Source organism: Veillonella rodentium (assembly GCF_900187285.1).
Classification (GTDB): domain Bacteria; phylum Bacillota; class Negativicutes; order Veillonellales; family Veillonellaceae; genus Veillonella; species Veillonella rodentium.
The window spans coordinates 943,912-958,718 of record NZ_LT906470.1; the positions used below are offsets into that span (position 1 = coordinate 943,912).

The following is a 14,807-nucleotide window of genomic DNA, read 5'->3' on the forward strand; positions in this document are numbered from 1 at the left end:
TTATATTAGGAGGATAAAATGGCAGAAAAACATATGTTTTTTACTTCTGAATCAGTTACTGAAGGCCATCCAGATAAAATAGCTGACCAAATTTCCGATGCTGTTTTGGATGCGATTATTGAAAAGGATCCTGCTGCTCGTGTAGCTTGCGAGACTCTGGTTACGACCGGTCTTGTTCATGTGGTAGGTGAAATTTCTACTAATGTCTATGTAGACATTCCTCGCATCGTACGCGATACTATTCGTGAAATTGGTTATACTCGTGCGAAATTCGGATTTGACTGTGATACATGTGGTGTACTGGTGTCTATTGACGAACAATCTTCTGATATCGCTATGGGCGTTGATGAAGCGCTCGAATCTAAAGACGGTCGCGGTGAAGTATTGGATAAAATCGGCGCCGGTGATCAAGGCATGATGTTCGGTTATGCATCTAATGAAACGCCGGAATTTATGCCGATGCCGATATCTTTGGCGCATCGCTTATCCCGTCGTCTTACAGAAGTTCGTAAGGATGGTACCTTATCATATTTGCGCCCGGACGGAAAGACACAGGTAACCGTAGAATATGTTGACGGTAAACCGAAACGTATCGATACGATTGTTATTTCCACACAACATAGTCCGGAAGTAACGCAAGAACAAATTAAAAATGATCTTAAGCGTTATGTCATTGATGCTGCGTTACCTGTGGAATTCGTTGATGAGAATACCAAATTTTTTATCAATCCTACAGGCCGTTTTGTAATCGGCGGTCCTCATGGTGATGCAGGTCTTACAGGACGTAAAATTATCGTCGATACATATGGCGGTATGGCTCGTCATGGGGGTGGTGCTTTTTCCGGTAAAGATCCATCCAAGGTTGACCGCTCTGCTGCATATGCTGCCCGTTATGTAGCAAAGAACGTTGTAGCTGCAGGTTTGTCTGATAAATGTGAAGTTCAGGTGGCATACGCTATCGGCGTTGCTCATCCGGTATCCATTTTAGTTGATACATTTGGTACGGCACATATCGGAGAAGAAAAAATTCAGGAATTGATTAAGAAACATTTTGATTTACGCCCTGCGGGTATCATTGAAATGCTCGACTTATTGAAACCTCATTATCGTAAGACGGCTGCGTATGGTCATTTTGGCAGAACAGATGTTGATCTCCCTTGGGAACGTACAGATAAAGCTCAAATTTTAAGACAAGAAGCTGGCTTATAATGAAAAAGGTCTTGGTAGAACTTCTACTGAGACCTTTTATAGTAAATTGAAGGATGTGAACCTATGCGTGTTGCACAGATTATTATTAATCGACCGGCTAAACAACTACATAAACCGTTAAGCTATTTAATGCCGAAAAAATTCGGTACTGTTTTACCCGGTACACGTGTATTGGTTCCTCTTGGTAATAGTCGAGAGGAAGGAATCCTTATCGGGTATACCGAATTAACGGAGTCTCCCGAGTTTACATTGCGTAATATAGTGCAGATTTTAGATAGTGAACCGTGGTTTACACCGGAAATGATGGATACGGCAAGACGACTAAATGAATATTATCTTTGCTCCTATGGTGATGCATTACGTCTTTTTACGGTTCATAAAACGTTAAAGTCCTATGAAGCTCCGAAAGAGGAATGGCTTGTAGTCACTCCGGATTTTTCTGTTGATCAATTTAGCGGACGTAAAAGAAAACAACGTGAACTGGCTGCCTATTTGCTTGAGGTTGGGGGTGCTTCCAAGGCTTTATTATTGGCTAAAGGTTATTCCCGTATGGTTATCAAGCAGGTAAGCGAAGCTCATGGTATCGTTGTAGAATCCCGATTCAAAGCTACAAAAACGGTTTTCGATGAGTTATTGACGGAGGAATATAAAATTCCCTTATCAGAGGCGCAACAGAAGGCTTATGAGTCAATTCAATATGCTATGGATCATCATGTTTATCAGCCATTTTTACTTCATGGAGTTACGGGGAGCGGCAAGACACAGATTTATTTGCGAGCTACCGCTCGCTGCATCAGTCAGGATAAAACCGCTATCATTTTGGTGCCGGAAATTATTTTAACTGATCAGATTGTTCGTCGTTTTGTGGAAACCTTTGGGGATGAAGTCGTTGTTTTTCATAGTAAACTAACTGTGCAGCAGCGCAATAACAATTGGGAACGATTGCGTCGTAAAGATAGTCATATCATTATCGGCGCTCGGTCCGCAATATTTGCACCGGCCGAAGATATCGGTCTCATCGTTGTCGATGAAGAGCATGATACATCTTATAAGCAGGAAGATATGGTGCGTTATCATGCAAGAAATGTTGCATTATGGCGTGGTGAAGCACATGGATGTCCGGTGATTCTCGGGTCTGCAACACCTTCTGTAGTATCCTATCACAAGGCACAAAACGGTACATATCGGTTATTGGAGTTACCGAACCGTATTTTTGAACAACCGATGCCTTCCGTATCGATTGTGGATATGAAAGAAGAAATGTTGCACGGTAATTATTCTGTATTTTCCGATGCCATGATGCATCTTATTCAACGTACATTGGATGAGCATAATCAGATGATTATACTTTTGAATCGTCGCGGTTACAGCACATTTGTTATGTGTCGTGATTGTGGGGAGACGATTATGTGTCCTCACTGTGATGTGGCTATGGTATATCATCAGGCCGGTGAGGAGTTACGTTGTCATTATTGTGAACATCATGAACCGATTCCTGCTGTTTGTCCAAAATGTAAAAGTAAGCGTATCAAGTTTTTCGGATCCGGCACACAAAAGGTAGAGGAAGAACTGAGAGCCCACTTTCAACATGCCCGCATCGCAAGGCTGGATCAGGATGTAACGAAGCATAAGCAAGCAGCGGAGGATATACTTCACGATTTCGGTAATCATAAATATGATATTTTATTGGGTACTCAAATGGTATCTAAAGGGCATGATTTTAAGGGTGTAACTGCCGTTGGCATTTTGACGGCGGATTCAGTTTTAAATATACCCGTTTATTCCGCATCGGAGCGAACGTTTGATTTATTGACACAAACGTCAGGACGAGCTGGTCGTGGAGATAAAACTGGTCATGTCGTTATACAAACATATAATCCTTTAAATTATGCTATAATAAAGAGTAAGACTCATGATTATGTAGGCTTTTATCATGAAGAAATACAGAATCGTGAAGCCCTTGGTTATCCACCGTTCCGTCAAATGATTCATATGGTCGTACGTCATCAGGATATGAATACGCTGGAATCTGTTGCTAATTGCATAGTAAATGATTTGGAACGTCATAAGGGAAATCTGGATATAACAATTAACGGACCTTATGAAACAAGTATCAAAAAGGTTCGTGATATGTACCGTTTAGCGATTATGATTCGCGGTACTGATTTGACTGATATGAAGAAATATATATATCACTCGTGGATTTTTACGCAAGAAGGATTACTTATCGATGTAGATCCTGTGTAGTGTAGGAGAATTTATGGCGGTATTAGATGTGATTAAGGCGGGTCATCCGGTACTGAAACAAGTGGCGGAGCCTGTTGACTATGTAAACAAAAAATTAAGAGCACTTATTGATGATATGGCGGAGACTATGTATGAAACTCAAGGGGTTGGCCTTGCAGCGCCACAGGTGGCCGTATCGAAACGCATTATCGTCGTTGATGATCAGGTAGGTAGCGGACTCATCGCTTTAATCAATCCTGAGATTATGCATGCTGAAGGTACACAGGTAGGACCGGAAGGGTGTCTAAGTGTTCCCGGTTATTTTGGCGATGTGGAGCGATTTGAAAGGATTACCGTGAAGGGGATTGATCCTTATAATAAAAAGGTCACAATTAAAGCCGAAGGATTTTTGGCGCGAATTTTTCAACATGAAATCGATCACTTAGAAGGACATTTATTTATTGAAAAAGCGACGAATTTACGATTAATATCGGATCATCCGGAGGAGAAAGAAATTGTCTAGTAAAAAATCGCTACGTGTTGTATTTATGGGAACACCGGATTTTTCCGTTCCCACATTAGAAGCGTTGGTGCGGTCTGACTTTTCTGTTGTAGGCGTATATTGTCAGCCTGATAAACAAAAAGGGCGGGGCAAACAGGTACAGATGCCGCCCGTAAAAATGGCTGCACTGGCTCATGATTTGCCTGTTTATCAACCTGTTACGTTGCGGGATGAGACGATTCAGGCCCAATTGGAACAGCTGAATCCGGATATGATCGTTGTCATCGCATATGGAAAGATTTTACCGCCATGGTTAATTCGACTTCCCCAATATGGATGCATCAATATTCATGCCTCTGTCTTACCGAAATATAGAGGGGCGGCACCGATTCATTATGCAGTTCTAAATGGTGATAAAGAAACCGGCGTTACCATCATGCATATGGATGATGGCCTTGATACGGGGGATATTATTGACATTGTTAAGACGGATATTCTGCCGGGGGAAACTACGGGTGAACTTTTTGACCGTATTGCACAACTTGGCGCAGATACGATTGTACCTGTTTTACATCGTTGGGTTAACGGTGAAATTAATGCTGTTCCTCAGAATGATGAAGAGGCAACACATACTGCGAAGATTACAAAGGAAATGGGGCTTATTGATTGGAATCGGTCGTCCGTATCCATTGTCAATTTGATTCGCGGTCTTAATCCGGCGCCCGGCTGTTATACATTCTTAGGGGGTAAGCGGTTAAAGATATGGCGTGCAGATTCTGTTGAACAGATTCTTGCTGATGATAATAACATTGTTCTCAACGGTAAATCGGTGATGATCCGATCCGATTGTACTCCGGGAACTATTGTTTCACATGCGGACGGATTGATTGTCGCTACCGGAGATCATGGCTTTATCCGTCTTATCGATGTTCAACCGGAGAACAAAAAACGGATCAGTGCAAATGATTTTGTAAATGGTCATCAAATAAAGGACGGGATGGTTTTTGGAAACCAAATCTAAGCAATACGAAACATTTCCTTTGTATCTTGTACTATCCACTTTGACTTGTGCCATTTTGACCGGGTTTTTGAGCTTTCTCATGTATCTTTTATGGCCCGGACTTTTAAAATTACACTCTATGGCGCCTCTGATTATCTGTGTAATTCTGGTTCTAATTATTTGTATCATATGGTTTTTATGTGTTTCATTAATTGTGGCCTCTACGGGGATAGTTAAATTACATCCTGTTATTTTGCGCCTAGCAAACCGATTTATATATGGACTGTTTCCTTTATCATTGACCCTCGGTAAATTGAGAGGGATTACAAAGGATCGGTTACGTCAGTCGATGATCGATCTGATCAATCATTTGGTCACACTTGATATGTATACTGTTGAATCGGAACGGATTCTTTTATTGACGCCACATTGTCTACAGGAAAGTTCCTGCGTGCATAAGATAACTCATGATGTAAATAATTGTAAACAGTGCGGCCGATGTCAGGTGGGGGATCTATTACAAATAGCGAGGGACTACGGATGCCGATTTATCGTTGTTACCGGCGGGACGTTGGCGCGTCTGAAGGTGGAAGAGGCACGTCCAAAGGCGATTGTGGCCATTGCGTGTGAACGAGATTTAGCAAGCGGTATGGCTGATGTATTTCCGATTCCTGTAATCGGTGTATTAAATGAGCGCCCTAACGGGCCTTGCTGTAATACAAAGGTTGATTCCGAACGTGTTCGTACAGTAGTTGAACAATTGATTGGTAGGAATAATCATGATATTAGTTAAGAATAAGCAACAACCGAATATACGTTTATTGGCTGTGGAAGCATTGTCTGACATCAATCGCAACGGTGCCTATGCGAATATAAAGCTGCAGGAATATTTGCGAACTTATCATTTAGAGGATTTGGATCGCCGATTCTTCACTGAACTCGTTTATGGGGTTATTCGCAGAAGAAATTATTTAGATGCCGTTATTGTTCATTTCACTAACAGGCCTATAAAAAAATTATCATCCATGGTCGTTGAGATCTTGCGCCTCGGTATTTATCAAATATTATATATGGACAAGGTTCCTGAAAGTGCGGCAGTGAATGAATCTGTTAAATTAGCAAAAAAATTAACGCGAGGTTTATCAGGCTTCGTCAATGCCGTCATGAGGTCCGTATTGCGTGAAAGGGATAGTATCTCCATCGGTGAATTGGCTACATCTGAAGCGGAAGAAATATCATTTATCTATAACCAACCTCTATGGCTTGTGGAATTGTGGTTAAACGAAATGGGAAAAGATAAAACTATAGATCTTTGTTCCTGGTTTAATGAACAATCTCGTTTAACAGCTCGTATAAATACGATTAAGGTGAGTGTTGATGAATGCTTACAGGAGTTGCGCGCATTAGGTTGGACCGTTGACCAGGATGAATATATTCCCGAATGTATTTATATCGATGGACATCAAGGCCGTTTGGAAAAGGCACGTCCTGTTTTGGACGGTCATATCACGTTTATGGATAAAGCATCCATGCTTGTAGCCCATGTAGTTAATCCTCAACCGGGTGAACGTATTCTGGACTGTTGTGCTGCACCCGGTGGCAAGTCAATGCATATGGCAAGCTTAATGGAAAATACAGGCGCTATCATGAGTTGTGATATATATGAACATAAATTACAATTAATGCGGTCCAATGCCGAACGGCTCGGTGTTTCCATTATCTCCATGAAATTACAGGACGGACGGACCTTGCCTGATTCGTGGATTAATCAATTTGATCGTGTCCTGGTGGATGCACCATGTTCAGGATTAGGGATTTTACAAAAAAAACTTGATATGCGTTGGCGTAAGTCGAAAGAGTTACTATGTGAACTGCCGACGTTACAATTGGAAATTCTGGAGCGCGCATCCAAAATGGTGAAGCTAGGGGGCTATCTCATATATTCAACTTGTACTTTAAATCACGGTGAAAACGGGGATGTATTAGAAAAGTTTCTGGAACACCATAAAGACTTTGTTATTGAACCTGTAGAATTGAAAGGACTACCTTCATCTAAGGATGGTATGATTACAACCTATCCTCCTCGGGATGATATGGATGGATTCTTTATGGCTCGTATGAAGCGCCTATCATAATCAAAAGAAATGGAGAATTTATGATAGAATTACTGGGTAAGTCTTTAGAAGAGTTACAAATTATTTTCAAGAATCATAATATACAAAAATTTCGAGCAAAACAGTTACTTGATTATATATATCACAGGTATGTTTTTGACTTTCAGGAAATGACACAGTTTCCAAAAGATTTACGGCAGTGGTTAACGGATAATTGTGTTATATCTATACCTGCATTAATTACAGAATCGATTGCACCTGACGGCAAGACCCGTAAAATCTTACTGGAAATGAATGACCACAGTAGGGTTGAAGCGGTGTTGATGGAGCAGCATTACGGCTATTCCGTATGTGTTTCTTCCCAAGTGGGGTGTGCGATGGGGTGTGTGTTCTGTGCTTCTACGCAGGGCGGTTTATATCGTGATTTAACGGTAGCGGAAATCGTGGGTCAAGTTGTTATCTTTGGACAAATCATAAAGCAGCCGATTCACTCTGTTGTTGTAATGGGGGCCGGCGAGCCGCTTCAAAATTATGATAATGTATTGAATGCTCTTAAGTTATTACATGATCCTACGATCTGTAATATCAGTTATCGTAAGATGACCATTTCTACTTGTGGTTGGGTTCCTAATATATATAAGCTCGCTGATGAAGGTTTACCGATTACGCTCGCATTGTCATTGCATGCGACAACTGATGATATTCGACGTAGTATAATGCCTGTAGGAGCTCATTATAATTTGACTCAGGTGTTGGATGCGGTAAAATATTATTATGATACGACTCAGCGTCGTATTACCTTTGAATATATTTTGATTGATTCCGTGAATGCCTCCCTTGATGAGGCTCATGTATTGGGACAAATCTGTAAGGATTTTCCGAATTGCCATGTTAATTTGATTCCTGTTAATGGCAATGAACATATTGATTTATATAAACCATCTATGATTAATATGAATAGATTTAAAGATATCGTCGCATCTTACGGTATATCTGTCACTGTACGTAAAGAAATGGGCGATGCAATCCAAGCCGCATGTGGACAGCTGAAAGCTGCTCACGGACGGGAAAAGGAGACTTATGAATAATTTTGTTGGTTTAAGTAAAATTGGTCTTGTACGGCAGCGTAATGAGGATCGCTTTTTTATAGACGGTCCTATTTGTGCTGTTACTGATGGTATGGGCGGCTATAGCGGCGGTGAAATTGCCAGCACGTATGCCGTAGATGAAATACGAGACTACTTATCCGCTATAGAGCATGTTGAACAGAAGGACTTATGTGATGCTGTCCTTCATGCAAATCAGCGGATTGTCGATCACGTAGCTCATGAAGAACGTCTGGCTGGAATGGGAACTACCGTAGTGGTAACCGCCATTGATGAAGATAAATTATATTGGGCCAGTGTTGGAGATAGCCGTCTTTATATTTTTAGAGACGGCGTATTGAGACAAATTACTACGGATCATTCTATGGTACAAGAATTACTGGATTCCGGAGACATTACGAAAGATGAAATGCTTACACATCCTCAAAGAAATTTATTGACCCGTGCCGTCGGTGTCGATGAAAATCTCGAGGTTGACAGTGGTGTTGAGACTGTACAAACCGGTGACCGTATCTTGTTGTGTACCGATGGATTAAGCGGATATGTAACGGATGAAGATATTGCATCCACTCTGCATGCTATTGATGATAATATGCAAGCTATCGAATCTTTAATGACGGCTGTATATGATGTCGGTGCCGGAGATAATGTAACTATTGTGGTTGGTACAATCTAGTCTAGAAACGGAGAAATAATGAGTGCTATGAATATAAAGGATATACTTCTAGATAATCGATACCGCATCGTTGATAAAATTGGTGTAGGCGGTATGGCGGATGTGTACCTTGGAGAAGATACTTTATTAGGAAGACCTGTAGCTATAAAAATCTTGCATGCAAATTTTGCTAACGATGATGAATTTGTTAAACGTTTTAAACGTGAAGCACAGGCGGCAGGGAAACTTAATCACCCTAATATCGTCAATATGTATGATGTAGGTTTTGATCAGAATTTACATTATATTATTATGGAATATGTTGACGGAGAAACGTTAAAGGAATATATAACGCGTCATGGTCGATTGTCTATTGATGAAGCTGTGAAATTCACTATTGCTATTGCGGAAGGCCTCGAACACGCTCATGCGATGGGGATAGTTCATTGTGATATCAAACCTCATAATGTGATAATTACTCGTACGGGTCGTGTAAAAGTAACGGACTTTGGTATTGCGCGCGCTATGAATGCGACAAATACAGTAATGTATACCAATTCCATTTTGGGATCCGCCCATTACTTATCACCTGAACAAGCTAGCGGTAAGCCTATTGATGGAAATACGGACATTTATTCGTTAGGTGTTGTGCTTTACGAAATGTTGACGGGTCGTGTGCCGTTTGAGGGAGAGACACCGATTGCGGTAGCTTTAAAACATGTGCGTGAAAAGGTTACGCCGCCGACTAGATACAATCCATCTATCCCGCCGCTTTTAGAGGCGGTTGTGATGAAAGCACTGGCAAAAAATCCTGCTGATCGATTTGAGTCAATCTCGGATATGATTAGTGATTTGCGGCTTTCACAAGGATTTACAATGGGAAAAACGCAACGTCATGAACCATATGATTTTGCGACACAGATGATTCCTGCGGTGGACCCTGACGCACTGGAGGATTTCAATATCGATAGAGAGAGTAGTCAGAAAGTTGAGAGTAAAAAGAAGCGTATGTTGAATAAAATTGCGTCTATCCCGCAGAAATACATTGTTCTAGGGGCGGCTGTCATCTTTTTAATCGCCTTTTTAGGAGCATTTTTAACTTATGGTAATTTCTGGAGTAATACAACTGTAGATGTGCCTAATGTAGTAGGCAAACAGGTATCCGTCGCTAAAAATATTTTAGAAGATAAACATCTACGCGTGTCTACCAGTGAGGTTACAAATTCTGATGTGCCTGCAGGACAAGTCATTTCTCAAACGCCGAATGCCGGTGAAAAGGTTAAAGAACAACGTACAATTCATCTCGTTGTTTCAAAAGGCGTAGGGGATCTTACGGTTCCGGACTTATCCGGTCTGACGGTGGATCAAGCTCGTCAGCGCCTCAAAGATTTAGGACTTGTTGTAGGTAAGATTACACAAGAGAGTGTAGACGGAAAGCCTGACGGTGTCATTATCGCGCAAACGCCATCCGGTGATTCCAAGGTGTCTAAAGGTGCTACAATCGACCTTGTGGTAAATAAGGCGAAGGTAAAAAAAGTTAAGGTACCTAATGTAGTGGGCATGTCTTTAAAAGAGGCCCGCGATGCATTAAGTGCGGTTAATATCGCTGTAAATCAGGTGGCCGGTTCTGCAGAGGATAAATCTGTGGTAACAGAACAAAGTCTCAAAGCCGGCGATGAGGTAGATGAAGGTTCGTCCTTAAATCTTACGACCGAATATAAGGACAAAAAGAAGGACGAGTCCAAACAAAGCGGCAATAAAACAACCGGAACCGTTGACGTAACAGTACCACCGGGATCAAAAAATCAGGAACTGAAGATCATCGTAAAAGATGATGAAGGTTCTGCCGTAATTTACGATGATACGAATAAACCTGGTGACCGCATAGTTAAAAAAGTATCAGGTGTCGGTAATGTTCGTATCGAAGTGTATCTCAATGGCGCATTAGTTCAAGATACGGCATTATAAGAGGCAGTATGATTACAGGCATTGTTATTAAAAATATGAACGGTTACTTCTATGTGCAGGATGAAGAAGGAACCGTTCATGAATGCAAGGTTCGTGGACGACTGAAAAAAGGACGTTACAGTTTATTAGTAGGTGATCGAGTTACTATTTCCAACGATGGATTTATAGAATCTATTCACGAGCGTCATAATTCGATGATTCGCCCCGCTGTGGCCAATATCGATCAGGTGGTCCTGGTCGTGGCTGCACATGAGCCCGATATTAACGAGCTTTTATTGAATAAGATGCTCGTTATGATTGAACATGCGGATATTCCTATCATATTATGTGTCAATAAATGCGATTTAATGGATGCATCTACGATGTCGCTGGTGGATCTGTATCGATCTATCGGTTACGATGTGATTATGACGTCAACCTATGCTATGACGGGTATTGATGAATTACGTCGTGTATTAGATCATAAGATTACTGCTTTTGCAGGACCCTCAGGGGTTGGTAAAAGCAGTCTTCTAAACGCGGTGGATTCGAAATTTACGTTCCAAACAGGTGAAGTAAGTGATAAAATTAAGCGCGGCAGACATACGACGCGTCATGCATCATTATTTAGTTTGAATACGGATTCTTTTATTATGGATACTCCCGGATTCAGTGCTATCGAATTTAATGATGTATCCTTGGAACGATTGCCTACATTGTTCCCTGAATTCGCTGAATATGTAGAGGATTGTAAATTTAATCCTTGCTATCATGAACATGAGCCGATTTGCGGCATTAAAGAAGCGTTAGCATCCGGACAAATTCATAAGGGGCGCTATGATGCGTATATGTCCATACGAAACGACATAGAGAATCAAAGAAAGAGGTTTTAAGATGATTAAAGTTGCACCATCTATGTTATCTGCTGATTTTGCTATCTTAAGTGAAGAGCTAAAATCTATTGAAACGGCTGGAGCGGATTTATTACATATCGATGTTATGGATGGACACTTTGTGCCTAACCTGACTTTTGGTGCTCCTGTTGTGAAAGCTATCCGGCCGTATACGAAGATGCCTTTCGATGTTCATTTGATGGTGACGAACCCGGGAGATTATGTTGAAGAGTATGCCAAGATAGGTGTGGAGTACTTTACATTTCATCAGGAAACGGTACCTCATATACATCGTCTGGTGCAGCATATCAAACAATGCGGTATGAAGGCCGGCATTGCATTGAACCCGGGAACTCCGGTTGCTGTTCTTGAAGATATTGCGGCTGATCTTGACATGATTTTAATCATGTCCGTAAACCCCGGGTTTGGGGGACAGTCTTTTATTCCGAATGCCATAAAAAAAGTTAAGCAAGCAAAACTGTTACTTGAAGAGGTTGATAATACTTCGGCTGTAATCGAAGTAGACGGCGGTATCAACGATATAACCTGTGTACCTATTAAAAGAGCTGGTGCTACGGTACTCGTAGCGGGATACGCAGTATTCGGAGCTTCAAATCGGGCTAAGATGATTGAAGCGATTCGGACAAATTGATAGAATATTTAGAGAGGTGAATTCTTTGGAATTCGCCTCTCTTTTGCTTGCTTTTAAAAAACTTTTTTGTTAAAATTAGTGGGTATGAAAAATATGCACGTCAGTGGACTTCGGTACTGTGCCTAATTTTGGGTGGCCCGAAGGATGAAGCGGCGGAAGTTAATTAACAGGAGGTGCCACAATGGCAGTTGTATCAATGAAACAATTATTAGAGGCTGGTGTACACTTTGGTCATCAGACTAGAAGATGGAATCCTAAAATGGCGAAATTCATCTTCACTGAACGTAATGGTATCTATATCATTGACTTGTCTAAAACAGTTAAAAAAGTAGAAGAAGCTTACAGTTTCTTGCGTGAAGTTGCTTCCCAAGGTGAAGTAATCTTGTTCGTAGGTACTAAAAAACAAGCTCAAGAAGCTATTAAAGAAGAAGCGATCCGCGCTAACATGTTCTTCGTAAACGAACGTTGGTTGGGCGGTATGTTGACTAACTTCAAAACAATTGAAACACGTATTAAACGTTTGAAACAATTGGAAGCTATGGCTGAAGACGGCACTTTCGAAGTATTGCCTAAGAAAGAAGTTATCGGTCTTCGTCATGAAATGGATAAATTGGAAAAATACCTTGGCGGCATTAAAGATATGCTTAAAATGCCGGGGGCGCTTTTCGTAGTCGATCCTAAAAAGGAAAAAATCGCTATTGCAGAAGCTAAGAAATTGGGTATCCCTGTTGTGGCAACGGTTGACACTAACTGCGATCCTGACGAAGTTGAGTTTCCAATCCCGGCAAATGATGACGCTATTCGCGCTGTAAAATTGTTGGCTGGTAAAATGGCTGACGCTGTTCTTGAAGGTCGCCAAGGCGAATCCTTTGAAGAAGCATTGGATAACATGGTAGCTGATTCCGCTGAAATGGTTCGTGACGGTAAGGCTTAATCGTTGTCGGATTGGCATTTGAAAGATAAATCTATAACATATATAATTAGGGTAAGGACTATATCCTTACCTTAATTAATACTAGGAGGTAACAAAATAATGGCAATTACTGCTGCTTTGGTAAAAGAATTGCGCGACATGACTGGCGCAGGTATGATGGATGCTAAGAAAGCATTGGTTGAAACCGATGGTGATATTGATAAAGCGGTTGACCTTCTTCGTGAGAAAGGTTTGGCTGCGGCAGCTAAAAAAGCTGGTCGTATTGCGGCAGAAGGCGTTGTTTCTTCTTACATTCATGCGGGCGGTCGTATCGGTGTATTAGTAGAAGTTAACTGCGAAACTGATTTCGTTGCTAAAACGGACGATTTCCAAAATTTGGCACGCGATATCGCTATGCAAATCGCTGCTGTTAACCCTACATACTTGAACCGTGAAGAAGTTCCTGCAGAAGTAATCGAACATGAAAAACAAGTACTGTTGGAACAAGCTAAAGTAGAAGCTGAAGAAGACGTAAAAGCGGGCCGCAAACCAAAGCCTGAAGCTGTTTTGGAAAAAATGGTTGCCGGTCGTATTGAAAAATTCTATAAAGAAAATTGCCTATTAGAACAAGCATTCATTAAGGATGGCGACAAATCCGTTACAGACATCATTAATGAAAATATTGCAAAAATCGGTGAAAACATCAACGTACGTCGTTTTGTGCGCTACGGTTTGGGCGAAGGCATTGAAAAACGTCAAGATGACTTCGTAGCTGAAGTAATGGCATCTGTTGGTAAATAAGTAAGATTTAATAAGAGAACACCGTACAGTGTTCTCTTATTTTGCAATAGAGGAGTATACACATGGCAAAGAGAAACTTTAAGCGTGTTGTTTTGAAGTTAAGTGGAGAGGCGTTAGCCGGAGATCAAGGTTTCGGTATTAATCCGGATGTGGTAGAAAAATTTGCCCAGGAAATCGCCAGTTTGGCAAAATCTACCGATTTAGAAATCGCTATTGTTGTTGGTGGCGGTAATCTATGGAGAGGATTGGCGGGAAGCAATCAAGGGATGGACCGAGCTACTGCCGACTATATGGGCATGCTTGCTACAGTGATGAACTCCTTGGCATTACAAGATGCATTAGAGCAGGCTGGGGTTGATACACGTGTTCAAACAGCTATCGAAATGCAGGAAATCGCCGAACCTTATATTCGTCGACGTGCGATTCGTCATTTAGAGAAAAAACGCATCGTCATCTTCGGTGCGGGACTTGGTAAACCATATTTTTCGACTGATACTACGGCTGCTTTACGCGCCGCCGAAATTGAAGCAGATGCTATTTTGATGGCAAAAAAATTTGCTGATGGTGTATATGATTCCGATCCTAAGACAAATCCTGATGCCGTAAAATTTGATGAGCTTACATATAACGATATTATTACAAAAGAATTAAAAGTTATGGATGCTACATCTACTACATTATGTAAAGATAATAATATTCCTATTATCGTATTTAGCATGGATATTCCTGGTAATATTACTAAAGCCGCTAAGGGTGAAGAAATCGGGACCATAGTTCGAGGAGAATGAT

General features: G+C 41.2%; 14 protein-coding genes. All 14 read left to right on the top strand.

The features are described from left to right. The first annotated feature begins 18 nt into the window (after nt 1–18). The 14 genes from metK (at nt 19) to pyrH (ending at nt 14,806) form a co-directional block, all read left to right on the top strand. On the top strand, nt 19–1,209 hold the full coding sequence (metK, locus tag CKV62_RS04260; protein ID WP_095065835.1) for a methionine adenosyltransferase: 1,191 nt from the start codon (nt 19–21) through the stop codon (nt 1,207–1,209). A gap of 63 nt (nt 1,210–1,272) precedes the next feature. Then, the gene (priA, locus tag CKV62_RS04265) at nt 1,273–3,456 is read left to right on the top strand and encodes a replication restart helicase PriA (RefSeq protein ID WP_095065836.1); all 2,184 of its coding nucleotides are present in this window, start codon (nt 1,273–1,275) and stop codon (nt 3,454–3,456) included. Nucleotides 3,457–3,469: 13 nt separating this feature from the next. Beyond that, the gene (gene def / locus CKV62_RS04270) at nt 3,470–3,958 is read left to right on the top strand and encodes a peptide deformylase (RefSeq protein ID WP_095065837.1); all 489 of its coding nucleotides are present in this window, start codon (nt 3,470–3,472) and stop codon (nt 3,956–3,958) included. 25 nt (nt 3,959–3,983) lie between these two features. Continuing rightward, nucleotides 3,984–4,958 (top strand): methionyl-tRNA formyltransferase, encoded by a 975-nt coding sequence (fmt, locus tag CKV62_RS04275; RefSeq protein WP_422821980.1) that lies wholly within the window; start codon nt 3,984–3,986, stop codon nt 4,956–4,958. Beyond that, a complete protein-coding gene (locus tag CKV62_RS04280; protein WP_095065839.1) occupies nt 4,942–5,730 on the top strand; it encodes a DUF116 domain-containing protein in 789 nt (262 codons plus the stop codon). Before fmt ends, CKV62_RS04280 begins: the two co-directional genes overlap by 17 nt. Continuing rightward, a complete protein-coding gene (gene rsmB / locus CKV62_RS04285; protein ID WP_095065840.1) occupies nt 5,717–7,072 on the top strand; it encodes a 16S rRNA (cytosine(967)-C(5))-methyltransferase RsmB in 1,356 nt (451 codons plus the stop codon). The genes CKV62_RS04280 and rsmB overlap by 14 nt, the downstream gene beginning before the upstream one ends. A gap of 20 nt (nt 7,073–7,092) precedes the next feature. After that, entirely contained in the window at nt 7,093–8,139 is a 1,047-nt protein-coding gene (gene rlmN, locus CKV62_RS04290; protein WP_095065841.1) for a dual-specificity RNA methyltransferase RlmN, read from the top strand. Beyond that, nucleotides 8,132–8,833, top strand: a complete 702-nt coding sequence (locus CKV62_RS04295; RefSeq protein WP_095065842.1) for a Stp1/IreP family PP2C-type Ser/Thr phosphatase — start codon at nt 8,132–8,134, stop codon at nt 8,831–8,833. Before rlmN ends, CKV62_RS04295 begins: the two co-directional genes overlap by 8 nt. 27 nt (nt 8,834–8,860) lie before the next feature. Further along, nucleotides 8,861–10,780, top strand: coding sequence for a Stk1 family PASTA domain-containing Ser/Thr kinase (gene pknB / locus CKV62_RS04300; protein WP_095066702.1), 1,920 nt, complete (start codon nt 8,861–8,863; stop codon nt 10,778–10,780). Nucleotides 10,781–10,788: 8 nt separating this feature from the next. Continuing rightward, entirely contained in the window at nt 10,789–11,652 is an 864-nt protein-coding gene (gene rsgA, locus CKV62_RS04305) for a ribosome small subunit-dependent GTPase A (RefSeq protein ID WP_095065843.1), read from the top strand. A gap of 1 nt (nt 11,653) precedes the next feature. Next, a complete protein-coding gene (rpe, locus tag CKV62_RS04310) occupies nt 11,654–12,304 on the top strand; it encodes a ribulose-phosphate 3-epimerase (RefSeq protein WP_095065844.1) in 651 nt (216 codons plus the stop codon). Nucleotides 12,305–12,485: 181 nt separating this feature from the next. Next, nucleotides 12,486–13,238, top strand: a complete 753-nt coding sequence (gene rpsB, locus CKV62_RS04315; RefSeq protein ID WP_095065845.1) for a 30S ribosomal protein S2 — start codon at nt 12,486–12,488, stop codon at nt 13,236–13,238. 99 nt (nt 13,239–13,337) lie between these two features. Beyond that, a complete protein-coding gene (gene tsf, locus CKV62_RS04320) occupies nt 13,338–14,018 on the top strand; it encodes a translation elongation factor Ts (protein ID WP_038114899.1) in 681 nt (226 codons plus the stop codon). A gap of 62 nt (nt 14,019–14,080) precedes the next feature. Next, nucleotides 14,081–14,806: a UMP kinase gene (gene pyrH, locus CKV62_RS04325; RefSeq protein ID WP_095065846.1), complete on the top strand. Its 726-nt coding sequence runs from the start codon at nt 14,081–14,083 to the stop codon at nt 14,804–14,806. The last annotated feature ends 1 nt before the right edge of the window (nt 14,807 follow it).

Bases quoted from the DNA above. Each gene is read 5' to 3' on its own strand.
- pknB (WP_095066702.1), top strand. From the start codon at position 8,861: ATGAATATAAAGGATATACTTCTAGATAATCGATACCGCATCGTTGAT.
- def (WP_095065837.1), top strand. From the start codon at position 3,470: ATGGCGGTATTAGATGTGATTAAGGCGGGTCATCCGGTACTGAAACAA.
- CKV62_RS04295 (WP_095065842.1), top strand. From the start codon at position 8,132: ATGAATAATTTTGTTGGTTTAAGTAAAATTGGTCTTGTACGGCAGCGT.
- metK (WP_095065835.1), top strand. From the start codon at position 19: ATGGCAGAAAAACATATGTTTTTTACTTCTGAATCAGTTACTGAAGGC.
- rpsB (WP_095065845.1), top strand. From the start codon at position 12,486: ATGGCAGTTGTATCAATGAAACAATTATTAGAGGCTGGTGTACACTTT.
- priA (WP_095065836.1), top strand. From the start codon at position 1,273: ATGCGTGTTGCACAGATTATTATTAATCGACCGGCTAAACAACTACAT.
- rsgA (WP_095065843.1), top strand. From the start codon at position 10,789: ATGATTACAGGCATTGTTATTAAAAATATGAACGGTTACTTCTATGTG.
- rsmB (WP_095065840.1), top strand. From the start codon at position 5,717: ATGATATTAGTTAAGAATAAGCAACAACCGAATATACGTTTATTGGCT.
- pyrH (WP_095065846.1), top strand. From the start codon at position 14,081: ATGGCAAAGAGAAACTTTAAGCGTGTTGTTTTGAAGTTAAGTGGAGAG.
- tsf (WP_038114899.1), top strand. From the start codon at position 13,338: ATGGCAATTACTGCTGCTTTGGTAAAAGAATTGCGCGACATGACTGGC.
- rpe (WP_095065844.1), top strand. From the start codon at position 11,654: ATGATTAAAGTTGCACCATCTATGTTATCTGCTGATTTTGCTATCTTA.
- rlmN (WP_095065841.1), top strand. From the start codon at position 7,093: ATGATAGAATTACTGGGTAAGTCTTTAGAAGAGTTACAAATTATTTTC.
- fmt (WP_422821980.1), top strand. From the start codon at position 3,984: ATGGGAACACCGGATTTTTCCGTTCCCACATTAGAAGCGTTGGTGCGG.